The sequence below is a fragment of the Streptomyces sp. Y20 genome, assembly GCF_043195475.1.
In the GTDB taxonomy this organism is placed as follows: domain Bacteria; phylum Actinomycetota; class Actinomycetes; order Streptomycetales; family Streptomycetaceae; genus Streptomyces.
Genome location: NZ_JBIDDP010000008.1, coordinates 84,003 through 108,749, shown reverse-complemented (window position 1 = coordinate 108,749; position 24,747 = coordinate 84,003). Strand labels below are relative to the sequence as shown.

Here is a 24,747-nt window from a genome sequence, read left to right as displayed (position 1 = left end):
CGCCCTATCCATCAAGATGTGCGCGAAATCGTCCTGTCGTGTATGTCCGGTGGAGAGGGGTTCCGGGATGAGCAGCGCAGCGATGCCGCCGCACGGCTTCGTGACCGTCCGGGGGCGCGGCTACCGCCCCGACCAGGTCGACGCGTACCTGGAGGCGCTCTCCGAGGACCGCGACGCCGCCTGGGTGCGTGCCGCCCGGCTGACGGTGCTCGCCCGGGAGATGGAGGAGGAGGTCGTACGGCTGCGGGAGACCGTGGCGCAGCTCGCGCCGCAGACGTACGAGACGCTCGGGGAGCCCGCGCGGCGCCTGTTCCAGCTCGCCCTGGAGACGGCGGCTGAGCTGCGGGAACGTACGCGGTGTGAGACCGGGCAGGAGGTCGCGCGGGCCGAGGAGCGGGCCGAGGGCGTGCGCCGGGAGGCGCGGGAGGCCGCGGACGCGGTTCGCGCGGAGGCCGACGAACAGGCCCGCCAGTGCCTCCTCGACGCGCGTGCCGAGGCCGACGGTCATCGGGTGGGCGCCCGGCGCGAGGTGAAGGAAGGGCGCGGGCAGGCGCTCGGGGCGTTGCGCGAGACGCGGCAGCGCATCACCGCGATGCTCGCCGAGCATGCCCGGGAGCAGACCGAACGCTGGGCCGAGGCCGAGCGCGAGGAGGCCGGACGGGTGGCCGCGCTGGATGCCCGGCACGCCGAACGGGTGAGCCGGGCGGAGGGGGAGCTGGCCGCGGCCGAGCGGGCTGTGGTGGAGGCCGGGCAGTACGCGCGCCGCCGCGAGGAGGAGGCACACGCGCGTGCCGCGGAGATCGTCGACGACGCGCGCGCGCACGCGGAGCGCATCGCCCGGGAGACCGAGCAGGTGCTGCGTGAGCACAGTGCGACCTGGGACGACGTCCAGGCGCACATGGACTCCGTACGCGACAGCCTGCTGTCACTGACCGGCAGGGTGGCGATGGAGTAGCGGCCGGCGTGGCGCCCGCGTCGTCAGTCGTCCTTGCGTACCGCCCCGGCCAGGATCCGGGCCTCCACCGCCTCGTACCGGTGCCGCTGTCGTTCCGCACCCGTGCGGCCGGACAGCACCGTGCCCAGCCAGCCGAGGAGGAAGCCGGCCGGGATGGAGACGAGGCCGGTGGTGGTGAACGGGAACCAGTCGAAGTGGGCGTGCGGGAACGCCGAGGTGGGTGAGCCGGAGACGAGCGTGGTGCCCGGCATGAGCAGCAGCACGGTCAGCGAGCCGCCGATCAGGGTGCTCAGCAGTCCGCCGCGGGTGTAGCGGCGCCAGAAGAGGCCGTAGACCAGGGCGGGTGCGAGGGCGGAGGCGCCCAGGCAGAACGAGAGCGTGACCAGGGGCTGGAGGCTGTGGTGCTGCACCAGGGTGGCCAGCAATATCGTCGGCGCTCCGATGGCGAGTGCCGAGACGCGCGCCAGGGCAGTTTCGCGGCGGGCAGGCATCTCCTGCACCCGGGCCGCGAACACGTCGTGGGCGAGGGAGTTGGCGCAGGCGAGGATCATCCCGGCCACCGAGGCGAGCAGGGTCAGGAAGATCGCGGCGGTGACGAGGGTGAACAGGAACGTCTCCGCCGTGGACACGTCGGCGCCGAACACCGCGCGCGAGCCCAGCAGGTACGCCGTGTTGCCCCGCGGGTCGGCCGCGGCGATCGCCGTGCGGCCGACCAGGGCCGTCGCGCCGAACCCGACCACCGTGATGACCAGGACGAACAGGGCGACGATCGACACCGCCCAGGACATCGCGCGGCGCACCTGGCGGGCGCTGGAGGCGGTGTACATGCGCATGGTGACGTGCGGCAGGCAGGCGCCGCCGAGTACGACGGTCAGCTGGGAGGCGATCATGTCGACGCGGGACGCGGGGGTGGTGCCGAACTCCAGGCCGGAGCGCAGGAACGCGGGCCCGGCGCCGCTCCGCCGTGCCGCGGCGGTGAACAGGGCGCCCGGGTCCCCGTCGAAGCGGCGCAGCACGAGGACGGCGACCAGGATGCCGGAGCCGACGAGCAGCACGATCTTCAGGATCTGGATGAGGGCGGTGCCCTTCATGCCGCCGATCGCGGCGTAGGCGATCATCAGGGCGCCCACGCCCACGACGCATCCGGTCCTCAGGGACTCGCTGGAGAAGCCGAGGATGAACGCCATCAGCTGTCCGGTGCCGGCGAGCTGGACGAGCATCAGCGGCAGCAGCGCGGCGATGGTGACCGCGCAGGCCACCACGCGCACGCGGCGGCCGGGCAGCCGGCGGGCCAGCGCGTCGCCCATGGTGAACCGGCCGGCGTTGCGCAGCGGTTCGGCGAGCAGGAACATCAGCAGCAGCAGGGACAGGGCCGTGCTGAGGGCGAGGACGACACCGTCGTAACCGCACAGGGCGATCACGCCGCCGGTGCCGAGGACGGTGGCCGCGGAGATGTAGTCGCCGGCGATGGCGAGGCCGTTGCGCAGCGGGGACAGGGCGCCGTAGCCGGTGTAGAACGCGTCGAGGTCGTCCCCGTCGGGGCCGGTGAGCACGCACAGCAGCAGGGTCACCGTGGCGACGGTGGAGAAGGCCACCAGGGACATCGCCCGGGCGGAGTCGCTGAATCCGGAGAGGGCGGCGCTGGTCATCTGCTCGCTCCTCGCCGCGCGTCCAGTTCGGTCTGCCTGCGGATGCGGTCGGCGAGCGGGTCGACGTAGCGGCGCGCGGTGGTCTCGTACAGGCCGATCGCCAGCCAGGTGACGGGGAGTTGGAGGAGGGCGAGCAGCAGGCCGGCGGGGACGCCGTCGGCGACCGTGCGTGTCATGACGCCGGGGGCGTACGCGGACAGGACGAGGAACAGGGTGAAGTAGCCCAGCGCGGTGAGTGTGGCGGTGCGGCGCTGCCGGCGGTAGGCGCCGCGCAGGACGCGCAGGTCGCTGTGGTGGCCGAGGGGTTCGCGGAGCGGGCGGCGGGCCGGGCGGGGCGGCCCGGGGGGTGCGGGCTGCCGGGGACGGGCGAGGCGGGGCGGCGGGTCGTAGGACATCCCGGTGCTCCTTGCGTGGCTCGGGTCCGTGACGACGGACCGCAGGGAGGTGGGAGAGCTGAGCCACGCACGCTACTCGCGCGGTCACGACCGCGCGGCGTTTTCTCCGAACTGGCCGGTCGGTATGTGCGCCCCGCGCCAGGACGGCCCGCGGCACCCGGACCCGCCCGCGGCGCCGCTCACTCCTCGAGCACCGGGAACCGTCGTGGTGCCACCAGCAGCAGCAGGACGAACGCCAGTGCCGCCGCTGCCGCCGCACCGAGGTACACCGCGTGCACCGCTTCCGCGATCGCCCGCCGGGTGGTCTCCGGGGCCGTACCGGCGCGCAGGGCGCGCGTGACGGAGTCCAGGTCGCCCGCTCCGCCCAGCCGCGCGGCCAGCACGCCGTTGGCGACGGCGCCGAACAGCGACGCGCCGACGGTCTGCCCGGTCTGCCGGCAGAAGAGCACGGACGCGGTCGTGGTGCCCCGCTCCGACCAGCCCACCGTCGACTGCACCCCGACGATCAGCGGCAGCTGGAACAGACCCAGCGCCCCGCCGAGCAGCAGCATCAGCAGCGTCGGCTGCCACCACGAGCCGGGGTAGGGCAGGAAGGGGAACGCGGACAGGATCAGGGCGGCCAGGCCGATGCCGAGCAGCGCGGTGTCGCGGAAGCCGATCCTGCGGTAGACGTGCTGGCTGAGCGCGGCCGTCACCGGCCAGCTCAGCGTCCACACGGACAGCACGAACCCGGCGGCCACCGGCGCGAGCCCGAGCACCGACTGCGCGTACGTCGGCAGGAACACCGCCGGTGCCACCATCAGCAGGCCCAGCGCGCCGAGCGCCAGATTGACGGCGGCGATCGTCCGGCGCCGCCACACCCACCCCGGGATGACCGGCTCCGCGGCCCGCCGTTCCACCGCGACCACCACGGCGGCCAGGGCGAGGCCGGTGCCGAAGAGGGCCAGGGAGGGCGCCGACAGCCACGGCCAGGCCACCCCGCCCTGCACCAGCGCGGTCAGCAGCACCCCGCCGCACGCGAACACCGCCAGCGCGCCGGCCCAGTCCACGCGCGCGTGGCGCGCGCGCCGCCGCCGCGGTTCGTGCAGGTGGCGAACGATCAGCCACAGGGCGGCGGCGCCGACCGGCAGGTTGACCAGGAAGATCCAGCGCCAGTCGGTGCAGGCGGCGAGCACCCCGCCCAGCCCGGGACCGGCCACCGCGGCCACCGCCCACACCGTGGACAGCCTGGACTGGATCTTCGGACGCTCCGCCAGCGGGTACAGGTCGGCGGCCAGGGTCTGCACCGTGCCCTGCAACGCCCCGCCGCCCAGGCCCTGCACGATCCGGAACGCGATCAGCGCCGCCATGTTCCAGGCCGCCGCGCACAGCAGCGAACCCAGCAGGAACACGGCCGCGCCCACCACCAGCACCGGTTTGCGGCCGAAGGTGTCGGACAGCTTGCCGTAGACGGGGAGCGTGACGGTGACGGCGAGCAGATAGCCGGAGAACAGCCACGAGAAGACGGAGAACCCGCCCAGGTCGCCGACGATCTGCGGTACGGCCGTGGCGACGATGGTGGAGTCGAGCGCCGCCAGTGCCATCGCCAGCATCAGAGCGGCGACCACCGCACCCCGCCGGCCGGTGTCCAGCTGCCGTGCGGCCCCGCCGCGTATCGCCGGTGTCGTGCTCCCCACCGCGACTCCCCTCCCGTGGTCCCCGCCGGGCGACGTTCCGTGTCCCCTGCATCCGTCGCCGGACGACAGCCTCCCACGGCGGGCGGGATCGCGGCTGTGACCCGGCACGAGGGTGGAGACCTCCCGCACCGAAGGGTGGAGACGACCCCGGGAACGGCTCCACCCGGCGGTGGACCACCCCTAGGGGTATCTCCGTACCGCGGCTCGGGGAGGGGTCGTCCCGGCGGAGGACGAGGCCGGCCGGGGACAGTCCCTAACCTGGCTTCGACGCCGCTGGGGGGCGGCGTACCGCACCGGCGGGGGTGGGGTTTACCCCCCGGAAAGACGGGGCCCCGCACCAGCGCGCGCCACCGCCGCCGGCCGCGAGACTCGACGGCGTACCCAGGACGGCCGCCCGGCACACCCGGGCATCGCATCGACCTGCCAACGACATAGGAGACATACCGTGACATCGGCTGTGACCATTCCCAGGCACGGGGGCACTGGAGGGCGTACGGCCGTTGCCGCACGGGCACGGCAGGTGGTGAAGGCGTACGGGTCCGGCGAGACCCGCGTCGTCGCCCTGGACCACGTCGACGTGGACATCGCCCGCGGCCGGTTCACCGCGATCATGGGCCCCTCCGGGTCCGGCAAGTCCACCCTGATGCACTGTCTCGCCGGCCTCGACACGGTGACCAGCGGTCACATCCACCTGGACGAGACCGAGATCACCGGGCTGAAGGACAAGAAGCTCACCCAGCTGCGCCGGGACCGGATCGGCTTCATCTTCCAGGCGTTCAACCTGCTGCCGACGCTGAACGCGATCGAGAACATCACGCTGCCCATGGACATCGCCGGCCGCAAGCCCGACCGGGCCTGGCTGGACCGGGTGGTGGAGACCGTCGGGCTCGCCGGACGGCTCAAGCACCGGCCGACCCAGCTCTCCGGCGGCCAGCAGCAGCGCGTCGCCGTCGCCCGCGCGCTCGCCGCCCGCCCGGAGATCATCTTCGGGGACGAGCCGACCGGAAACCTCGACTCGCGCGCCGGAGCGGAGGTCCTGGGCTTCCTGCGCCGCTCCGTGGACGAACTGGGGCAGACCATCGTGATGGTCACCCACGACCCGGTGGCCGCCTCCTACGCCGACCGCGTGCTCTACCTCGCCGACGGCCGCATCGTGGACGAGATGCACCACCCGACGGCCGACCAGGTCCTGGACCGCATGAAGGACTTCGACGCCCGGGGCCGTACGTCATGACCGTGCTGAAGACCTCGATGCGCAACTTCTTCGCCCACAAGGGCCGCATGGCGCTGTCGGCGGTCGCCGTCCTGCTGTCCGTGGGCTTCGTGTGCGGCACCCTGGTGTTCACCGACACGATGAACACCACCTTCGACAAACTGTTCCAGGCGACCGCCTCGGACGTCACGGTCAGCGCCCAGGGCTCCTCCGACAGCGGTCAGACCGTCTCCCGCACCGGCAAGCCGCCCGTCATGCCGGCCTCCGTGCTCGACCGGGTCCGTGCCGCCCGGGGCGTCGCGTCCGCGGAGGGCACGGTGTTCTCCACCTCGGCGACCGTCGTCGACGCCGCCAAGGACAAGCTGTCACCGAGCAACGGCGGGCCGACCATCGTCGGCGGCTGGAACCGCAACGACGCCCGCACGATGGACATCACCTCCGGTGCGGCGCCCAGGGGCCCGGACCAGGTGATGGTCGACGCCGACACCGCAGGCAAGCACCACCTGGGTCTCGGTGACGAGATCGGCGTGATCACGGCCGTCGGCACGCACCGCGCGCGCGTGTCCGGCATCGCCGCCTTCCGGGTCACCAACCCCGGCGCGGCGCTGTTCTACCTGGACACCCGCACCGCCCAGCAGACCATCGTCGGCCGGACCGGCGTCTACACCGACGTCAACGTCACCGCCGCCAAGGGCGTGACGGACGCCCGGCTGAAGGAGAACGTCACCGCCGCCCTCGGGCACACCTACAAGGTGCGGACCGCCAAGGAGGTCGCCGACGCCAACCAGAAGAGCGTCGGAAGCTTCCTGAAGGTCATGAAGTACGCGATGCTCGGCTTCGCCGGAGTCGCCTTCCTGGTCGGCATCTTCCTGATCATCAACACCTTCTCCATGCTGGTCGCCCAGCGCACCCGGGAGATCGGCCTGATGCGGGCCATCGGCTCCTCCCGCAAGCAGGTCAACCGCTCGGTGCTGGTCGAGGCGCTGCTGCTCGGCGTGGTCGGCTCCGTGCTCGGTGTCGGCGCGGGCATCGGCCTCGCCGTCGGCCTGATGAAGCTCATGGGTCGGATGGACATGCACCTGTCCACCGACGACCTGACGGTCGCCTGGACCACCCCGGTGACCGGGCTGCTGCTCGGCGTGGTCGTCACCGTGCTCGCCGCCTACCTCCCCGCCCGGCGTGCCGGCAAGGTCTCCCCGATGGCCGCCCTGCGCGACGCGGGCGCCCCCACCGACGCCAGGGCGGGCACGGTCCGGGCCGCCATCGGCCTGCTCCTCACCGCCGCCGGCGCGTGGAGCCTGTACGCCGCCGCCACCGCCGGGCGGGCCACGACCGGCTCGGGCTGGCTCGGCCTCGGCGTGCTGCTCACCCTGATCGGGTTCGTCGTCATCGGCCCGCTGCTCGCCGCCGGCCTGGTCCGCGTCCTCGGCGCGGCCCTCCTGCGGATCTTCGGCCCCGTCGGCCGGATGGCCGAACGCAACGCCCTGCGCAACCCGCGCCGCACCGGCGCCACCGGCGCCGCCCTGATGATCGGCCTCGCCCTCGTCGCCTGCCTGTCGGTGGTCGGCTCCTCCATGGTGGCCTCCGCCACCGACCAGCTGGACAAGACCGTGGGCGCGGACTTCATCGTCGAGGAGGACCACGGCCAGGTCATCGACGCGCAGGCCGTCGAAGCCGTCAAGCGCGCACCCGGCCTCGCCCGGGTCACCGAGTACAAGGTGCTGGACGCCTCCCTGACCACCCCCGACGGCCGCACCACCGGCAAGGAGACGATCAGCGCCGCCGACCCGGCCCACGCGCGTGACGTGCGTACCAGGACCGTGGCCGGCCGGCTCGCCGACGCCTACGCCCCCGGCTCGATGTCCGTCTTCGAAGGCTTCGCCAAGGACCACGGCGTCAAGCTGGGCTCCACCGTCACCGTGCGCTTCAAGGGCGGCAGGACGGCAAGACTCACCGTCCGCGCGATCACCAGCGACGACGTCGTCATCGACAAGGGCGCGATGTACGTGTCCATCGCCACCGCCGCGCGGTACGTGCCCGCCGACCGGATGCCACTGGACCAGCTCGTCTTCGCCACGGCTGCGGACGGCCGGGAGAAGACCGCCTACCAGGCGCTGAAGTCGGCCCTGCACGAGTTCCCGCAGTACACCGTGCGCGACCAGACCGACTACAAGCAGGAGCTGAAGGACCAGATCGGCCAGCTGCTGAACATGATCTACGGCCTGCTGGCGCTCGCGATCATCGTCGCCGTTCTGGGCGTGGTGAACACCCTGGCCCTGTCGGTGGTCGAGCGGACCCGGGAGATCGGCCTCATGCGGGCCATCGGCCTCTCCCGCCGCCAGCTGCGCCGCATGATCCGCCTGGAGTCCGTGGTCATCGCCGTCTTCGGCGCGCTCCTCGGCCTCGGGCTGGGCATGGGCTGGGGCGCCACCGCCCACCGGCTCCTCGCCCTGGAGGGTCTCACCATCCTGGAGATCCCCTGGCCGACGATCACCGCGGTCTTCGTGGGCTCCGCGTTCGTGGGCCTGTTCGCCGCGCTGGTCCCGGCGTTCCGGGCGGGCCGGCTGAACGTCCTGAACGCCATCGCGACGGAGTAGCCCGCGCCACGCCGAGGGCCACCGCGTACGGGGGTTGCGGTGGAGTAACCCGGTGCCGGGACGCCTTCGGGCGCCACCGGCACCGGGTTCCCGCCGTCGCACCGACCGCCGGACGGCGGGTCGCCCACAGGGGCTGTCCACAGCCGTCGTTCACAGCCGTCGCCCCCAGGCGATGTCCACAGGGGTTGTCCACAGCTCCCGCGCCGCCGGGCGAGGCGTCGTACGCTGGACACCCCCGGCCGCTCCAAGCGTCGGGCTCTTCGCGTTGCCCCACGACCCGGACGGAAAGCCCCCTCCATGAGCCTGCACGGTCTGCTCGACGCCGTCGTCAAGGACCCCGCCCTCGCGGAAGCGATCGGCGCGGCAGCGGACGGCACCCGCACGCACGTCGACCTCGTCGGTCCCCCGGCGGCCCGTCCCTTCGCGGTCGCCGCCCTGGCCCGCGAGGCCGGCCGCCCGGTGCTGGCCGTGACGGCGACCGGCCGCGAGGCCGAGGACCTCGCGGCGGCCCTGCGCTCGCTGCTGCCCCCCGAGGGCGTCGTGGAGTACCCCTCCTGGGAGACCCTCCCGCACGAGCGGCTCAGCCCCCGCAGCGACACCGTGGGCCGCCGCCTCGCCGTCCTGCGGCGCCTCGCCCACCCCAGCACGGACGACCCCGGGGCCGGCCCCGTCTCCGTCGTCGTCGCACCCGTACGCTCCGTGCTCCAGCCGCAGGTCAAGGGCCTGGGCGACCTGGAACCGGTGGCCCTGAGGACCGGCCGTACCGCCGACCTCGGCCAGATCGTCGAAGCCCTCGCGGCGGCGGCCTACGCGCGCGTGGAGCTGGTCGAGAAGCGCGGCGAGTTCGCCGTACGCGGCGGCATCCTCGACGTGTTCCCGCCCACCGAGGAACACCCCCTGCGCATCGAGTTCTGGGGCGACGACATCGAGGAGATCCGCTACTTCAAGGTCGCCGACCAGCGCTCCCTCGAAGTAGCCGAGCACGGCCTGTGGGCGCCCCCGTGCCGCGAGCTGCTCCTCACCGACGAGGTCCGCACCCGGGCGCGCGCCCTCGCCGAGGAACACCCCGAGCTGGGCGAGCTGCTCGGCAAGATCGCCGAAGGCATCGCGGTGGAGGGCATGGAGTCCCTCGCGCCGGTCCTGGTGGACGACATGGAACTGCTCCTCGACGTGCTGCCCGAGGGCTCGATGGCCGTCGTCTGCGACCCCGAGCGGGTCCGCACCCGCGCCGCCGACCTCGTGGCCACCTCCCAGGAGTTCCTCCAGGCATCCTGGGCGGCCACCGCCGGCGGCGGCGAGGCCCCGATCGACGTGGGCGCCGCCTCCCTGTGGTCCATCGCCGACGTCCGCGACCGCGCGCGCGAGCTGGACATGATGTGGTGGTCGGTGTCCCCGTTCGCGGCCGACCTGGAACCGGACGCCGACACCCTCAAGCTCGGCATGCACGCCCCCGAGACCTACCGCGGCGACACCGCGCGGGCCCTCGCCGACACCAAGGGCTGGCTCGCCGACGGCTGGCGCACGGTGTTCATCACCGAGGGCCACGGCCCGGCAGCCCGCACGGTCGAGGTGCTCGGCGGCGAGGGCATCGCCGCCCGCCTGGACTCCGACCTCGGCACGCTCGGCCCCTCCGTCGTGCACGTCTCCTGCGGCTCGCTCGAGTACGGCTTCGTGGACCCGGCGCTGAAACTCGCCGTGCTCACCGAGACCGACCTCTCCGGCCAGCGCACCGCGAGCCGCGACGGCGCCCGCATGCCGGCCCGCCGCCGCAAGACCATCGACCCGCTCACCCTGGAACCGGGCGACTACATCGTCCACGAACAGCACGGCGTCGGCCGCTACATCGAGATGGTGCAGCGCACCGTGCAGGGCGCCACCCGCGAGTACCTCGTCGTCGAGTACGCGCCCGCCAAACGCGGCCAGCCCGGCGACCGGCTGTACATCCCGACCGACCAGCTGGAGCAGATCACCAAGTACGTCGGCGGCGAGGCGCCCACCCTGCACCGGCTGGGCGGTGCCGACTGGACGAAGACGAAGGCGCGCGCGAAGAAGGCCGTCAAGGAGATCGCGGCCGACCTGATCAAGCTGTACAGCGCGCGCATGGCCGCCCCCGGCCACGCCTTCGGCACGGACACCCCCTGGCAGCGCGAGCTGGAGGACGCCTTCCCCTACGCGGAGACCCCCGACCAGCTCACCACCATCGCCGAGGTCAAGGAGGACATGGAGAAGTCGGTCCCCATGGACCGCCTGGTCTGCGGCGACGTCGGTTACGGCAAAACCGAGATCGCCGTACGGGCCGCCTTCAAAGCCGTACAGGACGGCAAGCAGGTCGCCGTCCTGGTGCCCACGACCCTGCTGGTGCAGCAGCACTTCGGCACGTTCTCCGAGCGGTACGGGCAGTTCCCGGTCAACGTGCGGGCGCTCTCCCGCTTCCAGACCGACACCGAGGCCAAGGCCGTCCTGGAGGGGCTGAAGGACGGCTCCGTGGACCTCGTCATCGGCACCCACCGCCTGTTCTCCTCCGAGACCAAGTTCAAGGACCTCGGCCTGGTCATCGTGGACGAGGAGCAGCGCTTCGGCGTCGAGCACAAGGAGCAGCTGAAGAAGCTGCGCGCCAACGTCGACGTGCTGACCATGTCGGCCACGCCCATTCCGCGCACCCTGGAGATGGCGGTCACCGGCATCCGCGAGATGTCCACGATCACCACCCCGCCGGAGGAGCGCCACCCGGTGCTCACCTTCGTCGGACCGTACGAGGAGCGGCAGATCGGCGCAGCCATCCGCCGCGAACTGCTGCGCGAGGGCCAGGTCTTCTACATCCACAACCGGGTCGAGTCCATCGACCGGGCGGCGGCCAAGCTGCGGGAGATCGTGCCCGAGGCCCGCATCGCCACCGCCCACGGCCAGATGTCCGAGGCGGCCCTGGAACAGGTCGTCGTCGACTTCTGGGAGAAGCGGTTCGACGTCCTCGTCTCGACCACCATCGTGGAATCCGGCATCGACATCTCCAACGCCAACACCCTGATCGTGGAACGCGGCGACACCTTCGGCCTGTCCCAGCTGCACCAGCTGCGCGGCCGGGTCGGCCGGGGCCGCGAGCGCGGCTACGCCTACTTCCTGTACCCGCCGGAGAAGCCGCTGACGGAGACCGCCCACGAGCGGCTCGCGACGATCGCCCAGCACACGGAGATGGGCGCCGGCATGTACGTCGCGATGAAGGACCTGGAGATCCGCGGCGCCGGCAACCTGCTCGGCGGCGAACAGTCCGGGCACATCGCGGGCGTCGGCTTCGACCTGTACGTCCGCATGGTCGGCGAGGCCGTCGCCGACTACCGGCGCCAGCTGGAGACCGGCGGGGCCGAGGAGGAGCCGCCGCTCGAGGTGAAGATCGAGCTGCCCGTCGACGCCCACGTCCCGCACGACTACGCCCCCGGCGAGCGGCTGCGCCTCCAGGCCTACCGGGCCATCGCCTCCGCCAACAGCGAGGAGGACATCAAGGCCGTCCGCGAGGAACTCACCGACCGCTACGGCAAGCTGCCCGAGCCGGTGGAGAACCTGCTGCTGGTGGCCGCCCTGCGCATGCTCGCGCGCGCGTGCGGCGTCGGCGAGATCGTCCTCCAGGGCACCAACATCCGCTTCGCGCCGGTGGAGCTGCGCGAGTCGCAGGAGCTGCGGCTCAAGCGGCTCTACCCCGGCACGGTCATCAAGCCCACCGCCCACCAGGTGCTGGTCCCGCGCCCCAAGACCGCCAAGGTGGGCGGCAAGCCGGTGGTCGGCCGCGAACTGCTGGGCTGGGTCGGGGAGTTCCTCACCTCGGTCCTCGGCTGACCCGCGGGGGCGGGCGGTCCTCCGGGGCTCTCCACGCCCGGCACCGCCGCGGGCCGGACCGGCCGCGGCACCGGGACGGGGCCCGTGGCGGCTGCCGGGGCCCGTAACGCCCCACTCGTCCGGTGATCGCCCCTTCACGCCCCATCCGGTGGGCGCCGAAGGGGCGTTACCGTGGGGGCGGAACGATCCGTCCGCATCCGGGGGGCGGTTCAGGGTGAGCGAGGGGGCGCAGCGTGACACGTCTGAGGGGCGGGGCGGTCACCGCCGTGGCCGTGCTGGTCGCCGTGACCGGCTGCAAGGCGGAGCAGACGGCCGGGTCCGGCGGACCGCAGCGGACCGCGGGCGGGGGACCGGCCATGGCCGCCGCCGGCTCACTGGCCGTCAAGGGGCGCGCGCCGAAGACCGGTTACTCCCGGGAGCGGTTCGGCACCGCCTGGGCGGACACCGACTCCAACTCCTGCGACACCCGCGACGACATACTCAAACGCGACCTGGAGAAGGTCAGGTTCACGAGCGGCGGCTGCAAGGTCTCCTACGGGCTGCTGGCGTCCGACCCTTACTCCGGGAAGGAGATCACCTACCGGCGCGGTCGCAGCCAGGTCGACATCGACCATGTCGTGGCCCTCTCGGACGCCTGGCAGAAGGGCGCCAAGTACTGGGACCCCGGCAAGCGCATAGCCCTCGCCAACGACCCCCTCAACCTCCTCGCGGTCGACGCCGGCACCAACCGCGGCAAGGGGGACGGCGACGCGGCCACCTGGCTTCCCCCCAACAAGGCCTATCGCTGCGCCTACGTCGCCGCGCAGGTCGCCGTCAAGAAGAAGTACGGCCTGTGGGTGACCGCCGCCGAGAAGTCCGCGATGCGGAAGGTCCTCGCGACCTGCCCGGAGCAGAAGCTCCCCTCCGGCGGCAATCCCACCAGCGCACCGGAACGCTTCCGCGCCCGCTGACCGGCCCGGCGGCCGGGCATACCAGTGTAGCCCGGCCGCCGGCGCCTTGGCTCACGCGCCCGTCTTGCCCTTGAGGGAGCCCAGGACCTGGGTCGTCAGCTTCTTCGCGATCGCGGCGCCGTTGTCGCCGCCCGCCGTCGACAGCACGGTGACCACGGCGTTGCCGGAGCGGGCCGCGATCAGGGTGGTGCCGTTCTCCCAGGCGCCGCTCGTCAGCGTCATCGTGTACGCCTCGTCACCGAGCCCGGTCGTGGACTGCCCGGCGAGCTTCACCGTGGCGTGCGCGTCGGTGTCCGTGAAAGTGGCGCACTCGGTGGCCACGGACCGCAGGTTCTTCATCACCGTCTTCGCCGTGGCGCCCTGGAACGCGTCGACCTCCTGGGCGACTTCCTCGGTCTTGTCCTGGTTCACGTAGTCGTTCTGCGCGAACGACGCGCCGCCCTTGAAACCGGACACCTGTATCCAGGACGTGCCCTCCAGCCGGGTGCAGTCCGGCTTCCCCTTGTTCCCGGCGGACGCGGGGACGAACTGGCTGCCACTGTCCGAGGCGCCGTCGGCCTCGGCCTTGAACCCGGCCGGGAAGGCGGACGCGGGCGCCAGCACACCCTTGAGCTGCGTACCGGTGAGCAGACCGGCGTCGGGGTTCGCCGACTTGGCCGGCTTGGCGCTCGTGGTGTCGGAGGAGGAATCCGACGAACAGGCGGACAGGGCCAGAGGAAGTGCCGCAACCGCGAGCGTGGTGACGACACGGGACGAGAGGCGCATGACAGTCCTTCAGAACGGTGGGTGATACGGGGGGCACGGCAGGGGGGGTGGCGGGGGCCGCGCAGACGTTGAGTGACCGCTCGGCCGCAGGGCCAATAAGATCAAAGCTTGTGAACCGAGTCAACACGATGCACGAGTATCGCTGTGTACACGTCGTGAAGCTCCGGATCATGTGTACGTCGGTATGCTCGGTCACACACGGGACGAGGGGAGCGGCAACCGTGCACGACAACGCGACAGAGGTGACCGCAGCCGGCATCGCACGGCTCGCCGGAGTGGGCCGAGCCGCCGTGAGCAACTGGCGCCGCCGGCACCCGGACTTCCCCAAGCCGGTCGGCGGCAGTGAGACCAGCCCGTCCTTCGCGCTCGCCGAGGTCGAGTCCTGGCTGCGCGCACAGGGGAAACTGGCCGAAGTGCCGTTGCGGGAGCGGGTCTGGCAGCAGCTCGCCGGCCACCCCGAGGGCCCGCTGACGGCCCTCGTGCACGCGGGCTGCGCACTGCTGCTGATCCACGAACGCCCCACCGTCTGGCTCGATGCGAGCGCCGGTTCCGACGCACGGCTCGCGGCGATGCTGCCGGGCGCGCTGGAGCAGGTGCTGACACCGCGCCTCGGCGGCGCGAGCGCCGGGCCGGGTGCCGGGCCGGGCCCCCGGCCGACGGCCGAGGGTGTGAACACCGCGCTCACGCGAACCGCTGTGAACCCCGCACCGGCGCCCCCGCCTGTGAACACCTCACCGGCCGCGTCGCCTGTGAACCCCTCGTCGGCCATGCCACCTGTGAGCGCCCCACGCACGCCGCCCCCCGTGAACACCGTTCCGACGCGGCCCCCCGTGGACGCCGTACCGACACCGTTGCGCGTGAGCTCCGTACCGACGCCGTCGCCCGTGAATGTCTCACCAACGGTTCACAGCGCCCCAGCCGCTCACGGCTCGGCCCCCTCCATCCACGCCACCGCGTCCCCCCCCACCACCCCGGCCGTCCGGGCCGTCCCCGCCGTCCGCACCCCCACCGGCCCCCAGCTCCTCCCCTCCGTCCCCCTCCTGCGCGGTGCCGCCGAGCTGGCCGCCGAGGTGGGGGCGCGGCAGGCGTTCGAGTTCCTGCTGGGGCGGCACCTGGACGCCAACCCCCGCCAGTACACGCTCACCCCCGCCGGACTCGCCGGCCTCATGGCGGACCTCGCCGGCCCGGCCCGTACCGTCCTGGACCCGGCCTGCGGCACCGGCGCCCTGCTGCGCGCCGTGGACACGCGCCCCGGCCAGGAGCTGTACGCCCAGGACAGCGCCCCCGACCTCGCCGCGCTCAGCGCGTTGCGGCTCGCGCTGCACACCCGGGCCGCCGTACGCGGCGCCGTGGGCGACAGTCTGCGCGCCGACGCCCACCCGGAACTGCGCGCGGACGCGGTCCTGTGCCATCCGCCGTTCAACGAGCGGAACTGGGGCCACGACGAACTCGCCTACGACCCGCGGTGGGAGTACGGCTTCCCGGCGCGCACCGAGTCCGAGCTGGCCTGGGTGCAGCACGCGCTGGCCCGGCTGACCGACGGCGGCACCGCCGTCCTGCTGATGCCGCCGGCCGCCGCCTCCCGCCGCTCCGGGCGCCGGATCCGCGCCGACCTGCTGCGCCGGGGCGCGCTCAGGGCCGTGGTCGCGCTGCCGGTCGGGGCCGCACCGCCGTACAACATCCCGCTGCACCTGTGGGTACTGCGCCGGCCGGACCGTACGCCGGCGGCGCCGGAGGTGCTGCTCGTGGACACCGGGAGGTTCGCCGCCGGGGGGCGTGGCGGGCCGGACTGGGCGGCGGTGCGGGAGGCCGTCCTGGACGCCTGGCGGGTGTTCGGGCGGGCCGGCCGGCTGGCGGAGCGGCCGGGCCTCGCCCGCTCCGTGCCGGTGATCGCGCTCCTCGGCGACGACGTGGACCTGGCCCCCGCCCGTCATCTGCCGCCACCGGCGGTGGCCGACGGCGCGGCCCACCTCGCCGAGGTGCGCGAGCGGCTCGGCGAGACCCTGCGCCTGACCGCCGGCCTGACCCCGCCACCGGCGGATCGGGCACCGGCCGATCCCGCATCGGCCGGTCCGGCCCCGGCCGCCCACCGGCCGGTCACCACCATCGGTGAACTCGCGCGCGGGGGCGCGCTGGTGCTGCGCACGGGCGGGAACGGCGGCCACGCGCGCGTGCCCGTCCTCACCGACCACGACGTCCTCGCCGGGACGGGTCCCTCGGGCACGCTCCCGGAGAGCGAGGAGGAGGCCGTACTGACCGAGATCGGTGACATCGTCGTACCGGTGCTGGGCGGGGGTTCGGTGGCGCGGGTGATCGACGAGGGGACAGCGGGCGCCGCCCTGGGGCGCAACCTCGTGCTCCTGCGCCCCGACCGGGCGGCGCTCGACCCCTGGTTCCTCGCCGGCTTCCTGCGCGGTACGGCCAACAACCGCCAGGCCAGCAGCTACGCCTCCACCGCTACCCGGCTGGACGTGCGCCGGTTGCAGCTGCCCCGGCTCCCGCTGGAGGAACAGCGGCGCTACGGCGCGCGGTTCCGCGCACTCGACGAGTTCGAGCGGGCGCTGCGCCACGCGAGCAGACTCGGGGAAGAGCTCGTGCGCGGGATGTACGACGGTCTCACCGACGGCACGGTCCTGCCCGGCTGATCCCCGGGCGGGTGGCCGTCGGACAACGGTTCGGTACAACCCGGACCGCATGTCCCCGCCGGGCCATATGCTCGACGCGACATGCGCACGACCGGCGTCCGTCCGCCCCGCGGAGGGTGCCGGCCGGGCGTGCACGCCCACTTCAGGCATCAGGAGCAGCCATGCAAGGCCACGGCTACGGACAGCCGGTGAAGCAGCCGCCGCACACCGCGTGGCTGGTTCTCCTGCGCGTGCTGTTCGTGGCGCTCGGGATCCTCACCATCGGCTTCCTGGCGTGGGTGATGCTGCTCCGGCTGGCGGCCGTCACCCGCCGGTCGCTGGACTGGGGGCTGTTCGTGGCGGTGCTCGCGGCCGACATCCTCAGCATGGCGCTGCTGGCGGCCGAGCCCGGCGACGACATCCACACGGCCGGCGGCTACACGGGCATCCTGCTGCTGCTCGGCACGCTCGTGGCCACGACGGCGTACTACCTGGCCGCGGACATCCGTCACTTCCTGCTGCGTCAGCAGGCCTACCGGGCGCAGCAGCAGGCGTACCGGGCGCCGCAGCACGCGCCGGGCTACGGGTACCCGGCGCTCGCGACGCCGTACCCCGCGGCGACCGTACCCACACCGCCGACGGCGGCGACTCCCCCGCACCCCGCGCCCATGACTCCCATGCACCCGGCCTCCCCGCACACCCCGCACCCGGCCGTGCCCCGGCCGCCGCTGGCCACTCCGCCGCCGCAGCGTCCGGCGCCCGCCCGGATCGACCAGGTGCGGGCCGAGCTGGACGAGCTGAGCGACTACCTCCGCCGGCACGACGGCCATGAGGGCGGACGGTGAGTGTGGCGACCGGACGTGTCGTCGCGGGCCGTTACGAGCTGTCGACGCTCATCGGCCAGGGCGGCATGGGCCAGGTCTGGACGGCGTACGACCAGCGGCTGGACCGGCGCGTGGCGGTGAAGCTGCTGCGGCCCGACAAGGTGGCGGGCCAGGAGGCGGACGAGCTGCGCCGGCGCTTCCTGCGCGAGTGCCGGGTGACCGCGCAGGTGGCGCACCCCGGCCTGGTGACGGTGCACGACGCGGGCACCGAGGGCGAGGAGCTGTTCCTCGTCATGCAGTACGTCGACGGCGCCGACCTCTCCGACCACCTCGCCGAGCACGACCCGTACCCGTGGCAGTGGGCGGTCGCGGTGGCCGCTCAGCTGTGCGCCGTGCTGAGCGCGGTGCACGCCGTGCCGATCGTGCACCGCGACCTCAAGCCGCGCAATGTGATGGTGCAGCAGGACGGCACGGTCACCGTCCTCGACCTGGGCGTGGCCTCGGTCATGGACACCGACACCACCCGCCTCACCCACACCGGCTCCCCGATCGGCTCGCCCGCCTACATGGCGCCCGAACAGGCGATGGGCGGCGCGGTCGGCCCGTACACCGACCTGTACGCGCTGGGAGTGCTGATGCACGAGCTCCTCAGCGGTGACGTGCCGTTCGCCGGCTCCACGGCGCTCGGTGTGCTGCACCGGCACCTGTACGAGCCGCCGCTGCCGGTGCGCCGGATCCGCCCCGAGGTCCCCGAGGCGCTGGAAGCCCTGGTGCTGCGGCTGCTCGCGAAGGACCCGCAGCACCGGCCCGCGTCCGCTCAGGACGTGTACGAGGACCTGGCGCCGCTGCTGCCCGCGCGCGGGACGCCCACCGGGGCGCCCCTGGATCCCACCCGCCCCTTCCTGCGCCCGCACGCCCCCTGGCCGGACCGCGCGCGCACCCCCGCGCCGCAGCCCGCCCCCGTCGCGCCGGCGCCCACGGTGGTGGGGAAGCCCGATGTCGCCGCCGCCGTCGACGACGTCAAACGGCTGCTGGGAGAGGGCCGTATCACGCAGGCCGTCGACATCCTCGGCGCGATCCTGCCGGCCGCCGCTCACCAGCACGGCGAGCACTCCCCGGTCGTCCGTACGCTGCGCAAGCAGTACGCGGCGACGCTCATGGACGACGGCCAGTACCGGCGCGCGCTGCCCGAACTGCGCCGGCTCGCCGACGAACGAGCCGCCGAGGCCGGGCAGGCCGACCCGCAGTCACTGCGTTACCGCTACGAGGCCGCGCAGTGCCTGGAACAGCTGGGCGAACCGGCGGCGGCGCTCGCCGAGTACCGCGCGCTGCTGCCGTACTACGAGAACCAGTACGTGTCCGGCGACCCCGGGATCGCCCACGAGGTGCGCCGGCGCGTCGGCCATCTGCTGCTCGCCCTCGGCGACCGCCCGGCCGCCCACGACACGCTCGCGCGGCTGCTGATGGACGTGGAGCGGCTGCACGGCCCCGGCCACCCCACGGCCGTGGAGGTCCGGCGGACCTTGCAGTGGCTGGGGCAGGTGCGCGGGTAGATTTCGCTGTTCCCCGGGTGCCGCTCGAGCACTTCCGGGGCGCGGGTTTCCCGGCGGCGGACCCGCCGCCCGATAGCTCGCGGTTCGTTTCCGACAGGCACGCGCGCGCGTGCACGATGAGGGGTGGGGTTCATGGCCGGTCACCGGCAGTCCAAGAAGCGCAGACACATCACGTGGGCGGTGGCCGGCGCGGCCGTCGTCACCGGGTCCGGGATCGCCGCCCAGGCGTCCATGGCCGCCACCACGTGGCCGGCCCAGAAGACCTTCACGGGGCGCGCGTTCGACACGTGCACCGCGCCCTCGCTGTCCGCCATGAAGGCCTGGCACACCGGCTTCTACGGCGCGGCGGCCGTCTACGTGGGCGGGAAGAACCGCGGCTGCGCCCAGCCCAACCTCACCGCCTCCTGGGTGAAGTCCGTCAACTCCCTCGGCTGGAAGCTCATCCCGCTCTACGTCGGCGCCCAGCCGCCGTGCCAGTCGGGCGCCAACCCCGAGAAGATGACCGCCGCCACCGCCGCCTCGCTCGGCGCGAAGGACGCCGCGGACGCCGTGGCCAAGGCGTCCGCGCTCGGCATGAGGGCGGGCAGCGCGGTCTACCTCGACATGGAGGCGTACGACATCACGAACAAGTCGTGCGACGACGCCGTGCTGACGTATGTGCGCGCCTTCGACAAGGGCCTGCACGCCAGGACCTACCGGGCCGGCTACTACGGCTTCAGCAGCTCCAGCGCCAAGTCGATAGCCACCGCCAAGGACCGCACGGACCTGCCGGGCAACCTCTGGTACGCGCTCTGGGACAAGCAGAACACGACGACCGCGGACTGGCCGTGGGACTCCACCCGGTTCACCCAGCACAGCCGCGCCCACCAGTACCTGGTCAACAGCAAGGAGTCGCACGGCGGCGTCACGCTGACCGTCGACCGGGACGCGTGGGACGCGCCGGTGGCCCTCGTCGGTTGACCCGGCGGCTAACCCCGCGGCGGGCGGCGGTGCCCGAAGGGCGTGTGAATCGTTGGTCGAATGGGTTGGCCGCAGGCTGCCCACTGCCTACCATCGATCATCGCAAGTCATTGCAATCTCCCCTGGAGGTTTCCTTGCACCGCCGCCGTCGCACCGCGCTCGTCCTCACCGCCGCGATCGCCGCCGCGGCACCCCTGCTGACCGCCTGCGGGAATGACGCCCACCCGGGCGCCGCGGCCGTCGTCGGAGGCGGGCGGATCACCGTCGCCCAGCTGGAGAGCCGGGTCGACGAGGTACGCGAGGCGCAACGGGCCGCGGTGGCGGACGACGCCCAGTACCGGCAGGTCGTCTCCTCCACGAGCAGCCTGACCCGCGACACCCTGCACAACATGATCCTCGACCGGGTGCTGCACCGCGCCGCCCGGGACGAGGGCGTCACGGTCAGCCGCAAGGAGATCCAGCAGATGCGCGCGGGCCTGGAGCAGCAGACCGGCGGCGCCAAGGGCCTGGAGACGGCCTGGCTCCAGAAGTACGGCATCGCCCCGGAACGCCTCGACGACAACCTGCGCCTCCAGCTGGAGGCGCAGAAGCTCGCCGCGAAGCTGGGCACCGACACCAGCCGGCCGGAGTTCTGGAAGGCTTTGTCCGCGGCGTCCCGGGAACTGCGCGTCGACCTCAACCCGCGCTACGGCTCCTGGGACGTGCAGAAGAGCAGTCGCGTGGACGCCCGGACGCCGTGGGTACGGGAGGTCACGACGACGGACGGACAGCCACCGGCCACGGCATAGGCCGGACAGCCACCGGCCACCGGCGCAGACCGGGTAACGGCTTGGTCCGGCCAGGGCGCACAGGCGGCCCCGGCGCAGGCCGGCCACGGCTTGGTCCCGGCCTCGGCGCAGGCCGGCCGGTCATACGATCACAGGACTCCTCGGTCCTGTGGACAACGCGATCCGTTCGCTCCCGCCGTGGGTTACGTTCGGATCGTGAACGAAACCAGCCGCGAGACCGCTGCCGCCCCCGGTCGTGTCGTCCTGCTCACCACCAGCCACCGCGTCGCCCCCGGCCTGCTGTCCTGGCCCGCCTGGCAGGCCCTGCGCGCCGCCGACGCCGTGCTGTGCGCGGACGGCGCGCATCCGCAGCTGCCGTACCTGCGGGAGGCGGGGATAGCGGTGGCGCGGACGGCGCCCACCGCGCAGGAGCTGGTCGACGCGTGCGCCGGCGGGCGGACGGTGGTGGTCGTGGCCACCGGCGAGGGCGAGCCGGCCCTCACCGACGGCCTGGCCCGGCTGGCCGGCACCGGCCGGACCGCCATGCCCGACCTGGAGCTGCTGCCCGCCTCGTACGACCTGCCCGGCGCCCGCCTCCTGGACCTCGTGCAGGTGATGGACCGCATCCGTGCGGAGTGCCCGTGGTCGTCCCGGCAGACCCACGAGGGCCTGGCGAAGTACGGCATAGAGGAGGCGTACGAACTGGTCGAGGCGATCGAGGCCGGCGACCGCGAGGAGCTGCGCGAAGAACTGGGTGACGTCCTCCTCCAGGTCGTCTTCCACTCCCGGATCGCCGAGGAGCACCCGGACGCGCCGTTCTCCGTCGACGACGTCGCCGGCGGCATCGTCGCCAAGCTCGTCCACCGGCACCCGCACGTCTTCGGCGACGAGACGGCCGAGACCCCGGAGGACGTCAAGGAGCACTGGCTGCGCACCAAGGCCGAGGAGAAGCGGCGCACCTCGGTCACGGACGGCGTACCCCTCGGGCAGCCCGGCCTGGCCCTCGCCGCGAAGCTCGCCTCCCGCGCCCGCACGGCGGACCTGGACGTACCCCTGCCGCGCGGTGAGGGCATCGGGTACGAACTGCTGGCGCTGGCGGTCCGCGCCGAGGCGGCCGGCATCGACCCCGAGGCGGCGCTGCGGGCGGTGGCGCGGGTGTACCGGGACGCGATACGGGCCGCTGAGGGCCTGTCCGCTTAGAGCCCTCGCCCCGGCGGGCCGGTGCGAGGCGCGCGGAGCAGGTACGGAAAGGGAGAAGGAGCCGTCCACGCCACACGGCACGAGGTCCCGCTGCCGCATCGGCCAGCCGCGAACGGGGCAGCAGGGGAGAACAGGGGAATAGGGGAGTAGGGGAGCAGGGCGGCCGCCGGGGAGCCGGAGGGCATGCTGCAAGCGCTTGCCGTGTCACCCCGCCGCGCGTTGCCCGGCGAGGCGGATACCGTCGGGGAGTGACCGACCAGCTCCGCCCCGACGGCCCGGCGCCCGCCCTCTTCACGTGGGAGTTCGCCACCGACCCCTACCCCGCCTACGCCTGGCTGCGCGAGCACGCCCCCGTGCACCGCACGCGGTTGCCGAGCGGGGTGGAGGCCTGGCTCGTCACCCGGTACGCCGACGCCCGGCAGGCCCTGGCCGACCAGCGGCTGAGCAAGAACCCGGCGCATCACGACGAGCCCGCGCACGCCAGGGGCAAGACCGGCATCCCCGGCGAGCGCAAGGCCGAACTGATGACGCATCTGCTGAACATCGACCCGCCGGATCACACCAGGTTGCGCAGGCTGGTCAGCAAGGCGTTCACCCCGCGCCGGGTCGCCGAGTTCGCGCCCCGGGTGCAGCAGCTGGCCGACGACCTCATCGACCGGTTCGCGGCATCGGGATCCGCCGACCTCATCCACGAGTTCGCCTTCCCGCTGCCCATCTACGCCATCTGCGACCTGCTCGGCGTCCCGCGCGAGGACCAGGACGACTTCCGGGACTGGGCCGGCATGATGATCCGGCACGGCGGCGGTCCCCGGGGCGGGGTCGCCCGGTCGGTGAAGAAGATGCGCGGCTATCTCGCCGAGCTGATCCACCGCAAGCGTGCTGCCCTGCCCGCCGAACCGGCGCCCGGCGAGGACCTGATCTCCGGCCTGATCCGCGCCTCCGACCACGGCGAGCACCTCACCGAGAACGAGGCCGCCGCGATGGCCTTCATCCTGCTGTTCGCCGGCTTCGAGACGACGGTCAACCTCATCGGCAACGGCACCTACGCCCTGCTCACCCACCCCGAGCAGCGCCTGCGGCTCCAGGAGTCCCTGGCGCGCGGGGAACAGGATCTGCTGGAGAGCGGCGTGGAGGAACTGCTGCGCTACGACGGCCCGGTGGAGCTGGCCACCTGGCGGTTCGCCACCGAGCCGCTCACCATCGGCGGGCAGGACATCGCGCCGGGCGATCCGGTGCTCGTCGTCCTGGCCGCGGCCGACCGGGACCCGGAGCGGTTCGCCGGCCCGGACGTGCTCGACCTCGCCCGTCGCGACAACCAGCACCTCGGCTACGGCCACGGCATCCACTACTGCCTCGGCGCACCGCTCGCCCGGCTGGAGGGCCAGACCGCGCTCGCCACCCTGCTCAGCCGCCTGCCCGACCTGCGTCTCGCCGCGGACCCGGCCGAGCTGCGCTGGCGCGGCGGGCTCATCATGCGCGGCCTGCGCACCCTGCCGGTGGAGTTCACACCCCCGCCTGAGGCCCACCGCCTCACGGGAAATGACAGACGTTCAACCTTGTGATCTTCACGTGATCTGTGCGGCATTAACTTGTGACAAGTGATCGTCTGCCGATACGTTCACCCCTCAGCGCGGCGGGCACCGTTCGCCGCCGGTCCTGCTGTCGCTCGAAAGGCTTCTGCATGCTCTCCGGGAACGGCCGACACCGTCGCCCCCGTCAGGCTCCGGCCCTCCTCGTCGCGGCCGGCGTGACCGGTTCCGCCATCGCCATTCCGCTCCTCGGGGCCGCGAGCGCCCACGCGGCCGACGGCACCACGTGGGACAAGGTGGCCGAATGCGAGAGCGGCGGCTCCTGGAGCGCGGACACCGGCAACGGGTATTTCGGCGGCCTCCAGATCTCGCAGGACGACTGGGCCAAGTACGGCGGCAGCCAGTACGCGGCCAGCGCCGACCAGGCCAGCCGCTCCCAGCAGATCGCCGTCGCCGAGAAGATCCTCGCCGCCAAGGGCACCACTCCGTGGGCCACCTGCGCCCTGCTGTCCGGGCTGACCTCGAACTCGGGCTCCGTGGACGTCGACACCGGCGTCGGCGGTTCCGGTGACACCGGCGGCACCGGTGACGCCGGGGGTTCGACCGGCACCTCGGACTCCACCGGCTCGCCGGGATCGACCGGTACATCCGGCAGTTCCGGTACTTCCGATACCTCCGGCACGTCCGGCTCGCCTGATTCGCCGTCCTCCACCGGTGCCGGCTCGGACGCCGGTTCCGGCACCGGCGCCGGGTCCTCCTCGGGCCCGGCCACCACGCCGGCCGCGAAGCCGGGCAAGGACGCCGGCAAGGCCGCCGGGACGAGGACTCCCAAGTCCGACAAGTCCACTCCGTCGGACGCCGGGACCCCGCAGGGTGGCGGCAGCCCGGCCACGGCGACCCCCGATGCCGGTAAATCGGACAATCCCCAGCAGGCCGCCGGTTCTTGGAGCCTGGTCGACACCGGCAGCCTGGACGCCGGCGGGCGCCACCGCGGCGCGAGTGCGGATGAAACCGTGACAAACGGTCAAAGCCCCGCACTGGCCGGCCGGCACGCCTCCCGGGAGCCGGACTCCTACATCGTCCACGAGGGCGACACCCTGGCCTCCATCGCCGACTCCCTTGACGTCGACGGCGGATGGCGCGCGCTCTACGCCGGCAACAAGAAGGCCATCGGCACCGACCCGAACCACATCAGTGCCGGTCAGACCCTAGAAGTCGGGGATGAAACGGACGCGGAATAGCGAGAGTTGACGCCTCATTTA

General features: G+C 73.1%; 17 protein-coding genes. 13 read left to right on the top strand and 4 right to left on the bottom strand.

What is annotated here, in order from left to right:
• The first annotated feature begins 67 nt into the window (after window positions 1-67).
• Window positions 68-955 carry a DivIVA domain-containing protein gene (locus ACGFT1_RS21400; RefSeq protein ID WP_373910531.1) on the top strand — a complete coding sequence of 296 codons (888 nt, stop codon included), beginning with the start codon at window positions 68-70 and terminating at the stop codon, window positions 953-955.
• 23 nt (window positions 956-978) lie between these two features.
• Here the strand turns inward: ACGFT1_RS21400 and ACGFT1_RS21395 are convergent, their stop codons facing one another.
• The 3 genes from ACGFT1_RS21395 to ACGFT1_RS21385 form a co-directional block, all read right to left on the bottom strand.
• Window positions 979-2,604, bottom strand: a complete 1,626-nt coding sequence (locus ACGFT1_RS21395; RefSeq protein WP_373910530.1) for a cation acetate symporter — start codon at window positions 2,602-2,604, stop codon at window positions 979-981.
• Window positions 2,601-2,999 (bottom strand): DUF485 domain-containing protein, encoded by a 399-nt coding sequence (locus ACGFT1_RS21390; protein WP_373910529.1) that lies wholly within the window; start codon window positions 2,997-2,999, stop codon window positions 2,601-2,603. Before ACGFT1_RS21390 ends, ACGFT1_RS21395 begins: the two co-directional genes overlap by 4 nt.
• Before the next feature lie 179 nt (window positions 3,000-3,178).
• Complete coding sequence (locus ACGFT1_RS21385) at window positions 3,179-4,675, bottom strand: MFS transporter (protein ID WP_373910528.1); 1,497 nt, start codon at window positions 4,673-4,675, stop codon at window positions 3,179-3,181.
• A 445-nt stretch (window positions 4,676-5,120) separates the two neighbouring features.
• On the opposite strand from ACGFT1_RS21385, the gene ACGFT1_RS21380 reads away from it, so the two are divergent.
• From ACGFT1_RS21380 to ACGFT1_RS21365, 4 genes are all read left to right on the top strand, one after another.
• Window positions 5,121-5,909, top strand: a complete 789-nt coding sequence (locus ACGFT1_RS21380) for an ABC transporter ATP-binding protein (protein ID WP_373910527.1) — start codon at window positions 5,121-5,123, stop codon at window positions 5,907-5,909.
• The gene (locus ACGFT1_RS21375; RefSeq protein ID WP_373910526.1) at window positions 5,906-8,485 is read left to right on the top strand and encodes an ABC transporter permease; all 2,580 of its coding nucleotides are present in this window, start codon (window positions 5,906-5,908) and stop codon (window positions 8,483-8,485) included. Before ACGFT1_RS21380 ends, ACGFT1_RS21375 begins: the two co-directional genes overlap by 4 nt.
• 297 nt (window positions 8,486-8,782) lie before the next feature.
• On the top strand, window positions 8,783-12,313 hold the full coding sequence (gene mfd, locus ACGFT1_RS21370) for a transcription-repair coupling factor (protein ID WP_373910525.1): 3,531 nt from the start codon (window positions 8,783-8,785) through the stop codon (window positions 12,311-12,313).
• Between the two features lie 233 nt (window positions 12,314-12,546).
• Window positions 12,547-13,263 (top strand): HNH endonuclease family protein, encoded by a 717-nt coding sequence (locus tag ACGFT1_RS21365; RefSeq protein WP_373910524.1) that lies wholly within the window; start codon window positions 12,547-12,549, stop codon window positions 13,261-13,263.
• A 51-nt stretch (window positions 13,264-13,314) separates the two neighbouring features.
• Here ACGFT1_RS21365 and ACGFT1_RS21360 read toward each other — a convergent pair whose 3' ends face one another.
• Window positions 13,315-14,028, bottom strand: a complete 714-nt coding sequence (locus tag ACGFT1_RS21360; RefSeq protein WP_373910523.1) for a hypothetical protein — start codon at window positions 14,026-14,028, stop codon at window positions 13,315-13,317.
• Window positions 14,029-14,249: 221 nt separating this feature from the next.
• On the opposite strand from ACGFT1_RS21360, the gene ACGFT1_RS21355 reads away from it, so the two are divergent.
• The 8 genes from ACGFT1_RS21355 to ACGFT1_RS21320 all read left to right on the top strand — a co-directional run bounded on the left by ACGFT1_RS21355 (window position 14,250) and on the right by ACGFT1_RS21320 (window position 24,726).
• Window positions 14,250-16,673 (top strand): N-6 DNA methylase, encoded by a 2,424-nt coding sequence (locus ACGFT1_RS21355; RefSeq protein ID WP_373910522.1) that lies wholly within the window; start codon window positions 14,250-14,252, stop codon window positions 16,671-16,673.
• 161 nt (window positions 16,674-16,834) lie between these two features.
• Complete coding sequence (locus ACGFT1_RS21350) at window positions 16,835-17,497, top strand: hypothetical protein (RefSeq protein ID WP_373910521.1); 663 nt, start codon at window positions 16,835-16,837, stop codon at window positions 17,495-17,497.
• 38 nt (window positions 17,498-17,535) lie between these two features.
• Window positions 17,536-19,029: a protein kinase gene (locus tag ACGFT1_RS21345; RefSeq protein WP_373910748.1), complete on the top strand. Its 1,494-nt coding sequence runs from the start codon at window positions 17,536-17,538 to the stop codon at window positions 19,027-19,029.
• A 132-nt stretch (window positions 19,030-19,161) separates the two neighbouring features.
• Entirely contained in the window at window positions 19,162-19,989 is an 828-nt protein-coding gene (locus ACGFT1_RS21340) for a glycoside hydrolase domain-containing protein (protein ID WP_373910520.1), read from the top strand.
• Window positions 19,990-20,123: 134 nt separating this feature from the next.
• Window positions 20,124-20,777: a SurA N-terminal domain-containing protein gene (locus ACGFT1_RS21335; RefSeq protein WP_373910519.1), complete on the top strand. Its 654-nt coding sequence runs from the start codon at window positions 20,124-20,126 to the stop codon at window positions 20,775-20,777.
• A 195-nt stretch (window positions 20,778-20,972) separates the two neighbouring features.
• Complete coding sequence (locus ACGFT1_RS21330) at window positions 20,973-21,956, top strand: nucleoside triphosphate pyrophosphohydrolase (RefSeq protein ID WP_373910518.1); 984 nt, start codon at window positions 20,973-20,975, stop codon at window positions 21,954-21,956.
• 248 nt (window positions 21,957-22,204) lie between these two features.
• Window positions 22,205-23,518, top strand: a complete 1,314-nt coding sequence (locus tag ACGFT1_RS21325) for a cytochrome P450 (protein WP_373910517.1) — start codon at window positions 22,205-22,207, stop codon at window positions 23,516-23,518.
• A gap of 119 nt (window positions 23,519-23,637) precedes the next feature.
• A complete protein-coding gene (locus ACGFT1_RS21320; RefSeq protein WP_373910516.1) occupies window positions 23,638-24,726 on the top strand; it encodes a transglycosylase family protein in 1,089 nt (362 codons plus the stop codon).
• The last annotated feature ends 21 nt before the right edge of the window (window positions 24,727-24,747 follow it).

Bases quoted from the DNA above. Each gene is read 5' to 3' on its own strand.
- ACGFT1_RS21350 (WP_373910521.1), top strand. From the start codon at position 16,835: ATGCAAGGCCACGGCTACGGACAGCCGGTGAAGCAGCCGCCGCACACC.
- ACGFT1_RS21375 (WP_373910526.1), top strand. From the start codon at position 5,906: ATGACCGTGCTGAAGACCTCGATGCGCAACTTCTTCGCCCACAAGGGC.
- ACGFT1_RS21320 (WP_373910516.1), top strand. From the start codon at position 23,638: ATGCTCTCCGGGAACGGCCGACACCGTCGCCCCCGTCAGGCTCCGGCC.
- ACGFT1_RS21390 (WP_373910529.1), bottom strand. From the start codon at position 2,999: ATGTCCTACGACCCGCCGCCCCGCCTCGCCCGTCCCCGGCAGCCCGCA.
- ACGFT1_RS21340 (WP_373910520.1), top strand. From the start codon at position 19,162: ATGGCCGGTCACCGGCAGTCCAAGAAGCGCAGACACATCACGTGGGCG.
- mfd (WP_373910525.1), top strand. From the start codon at position 8,783: ATGAGCCTGCACGGTCTGCTCGACGCCGTCGTCAAGGACCCCGCCCTC.
- ACGFT1_RS21400 (WP_373910531.1), top strand. From the start codon at position 68: ATGAGCAGCGCAGCGATGCCGCCGCACGGCTTCGTGACCGTCCGGGGG.
- ACGFT1_RS21360 (WP_373910523.1), bottom strand. From the start codon at position 14,028: ATGCGCCTCTCGTCCCGTGTCGTCACCACGCTCGCGGTTGCGGCACTT.
- ACGFT1_RS21395 (WP_373910530.1), bottom strand. From the start codon at position 2,604: ATGACCAGCGCCGCCCTCTCCGGATTCAGCGACTCCGCCCGGGCGATG.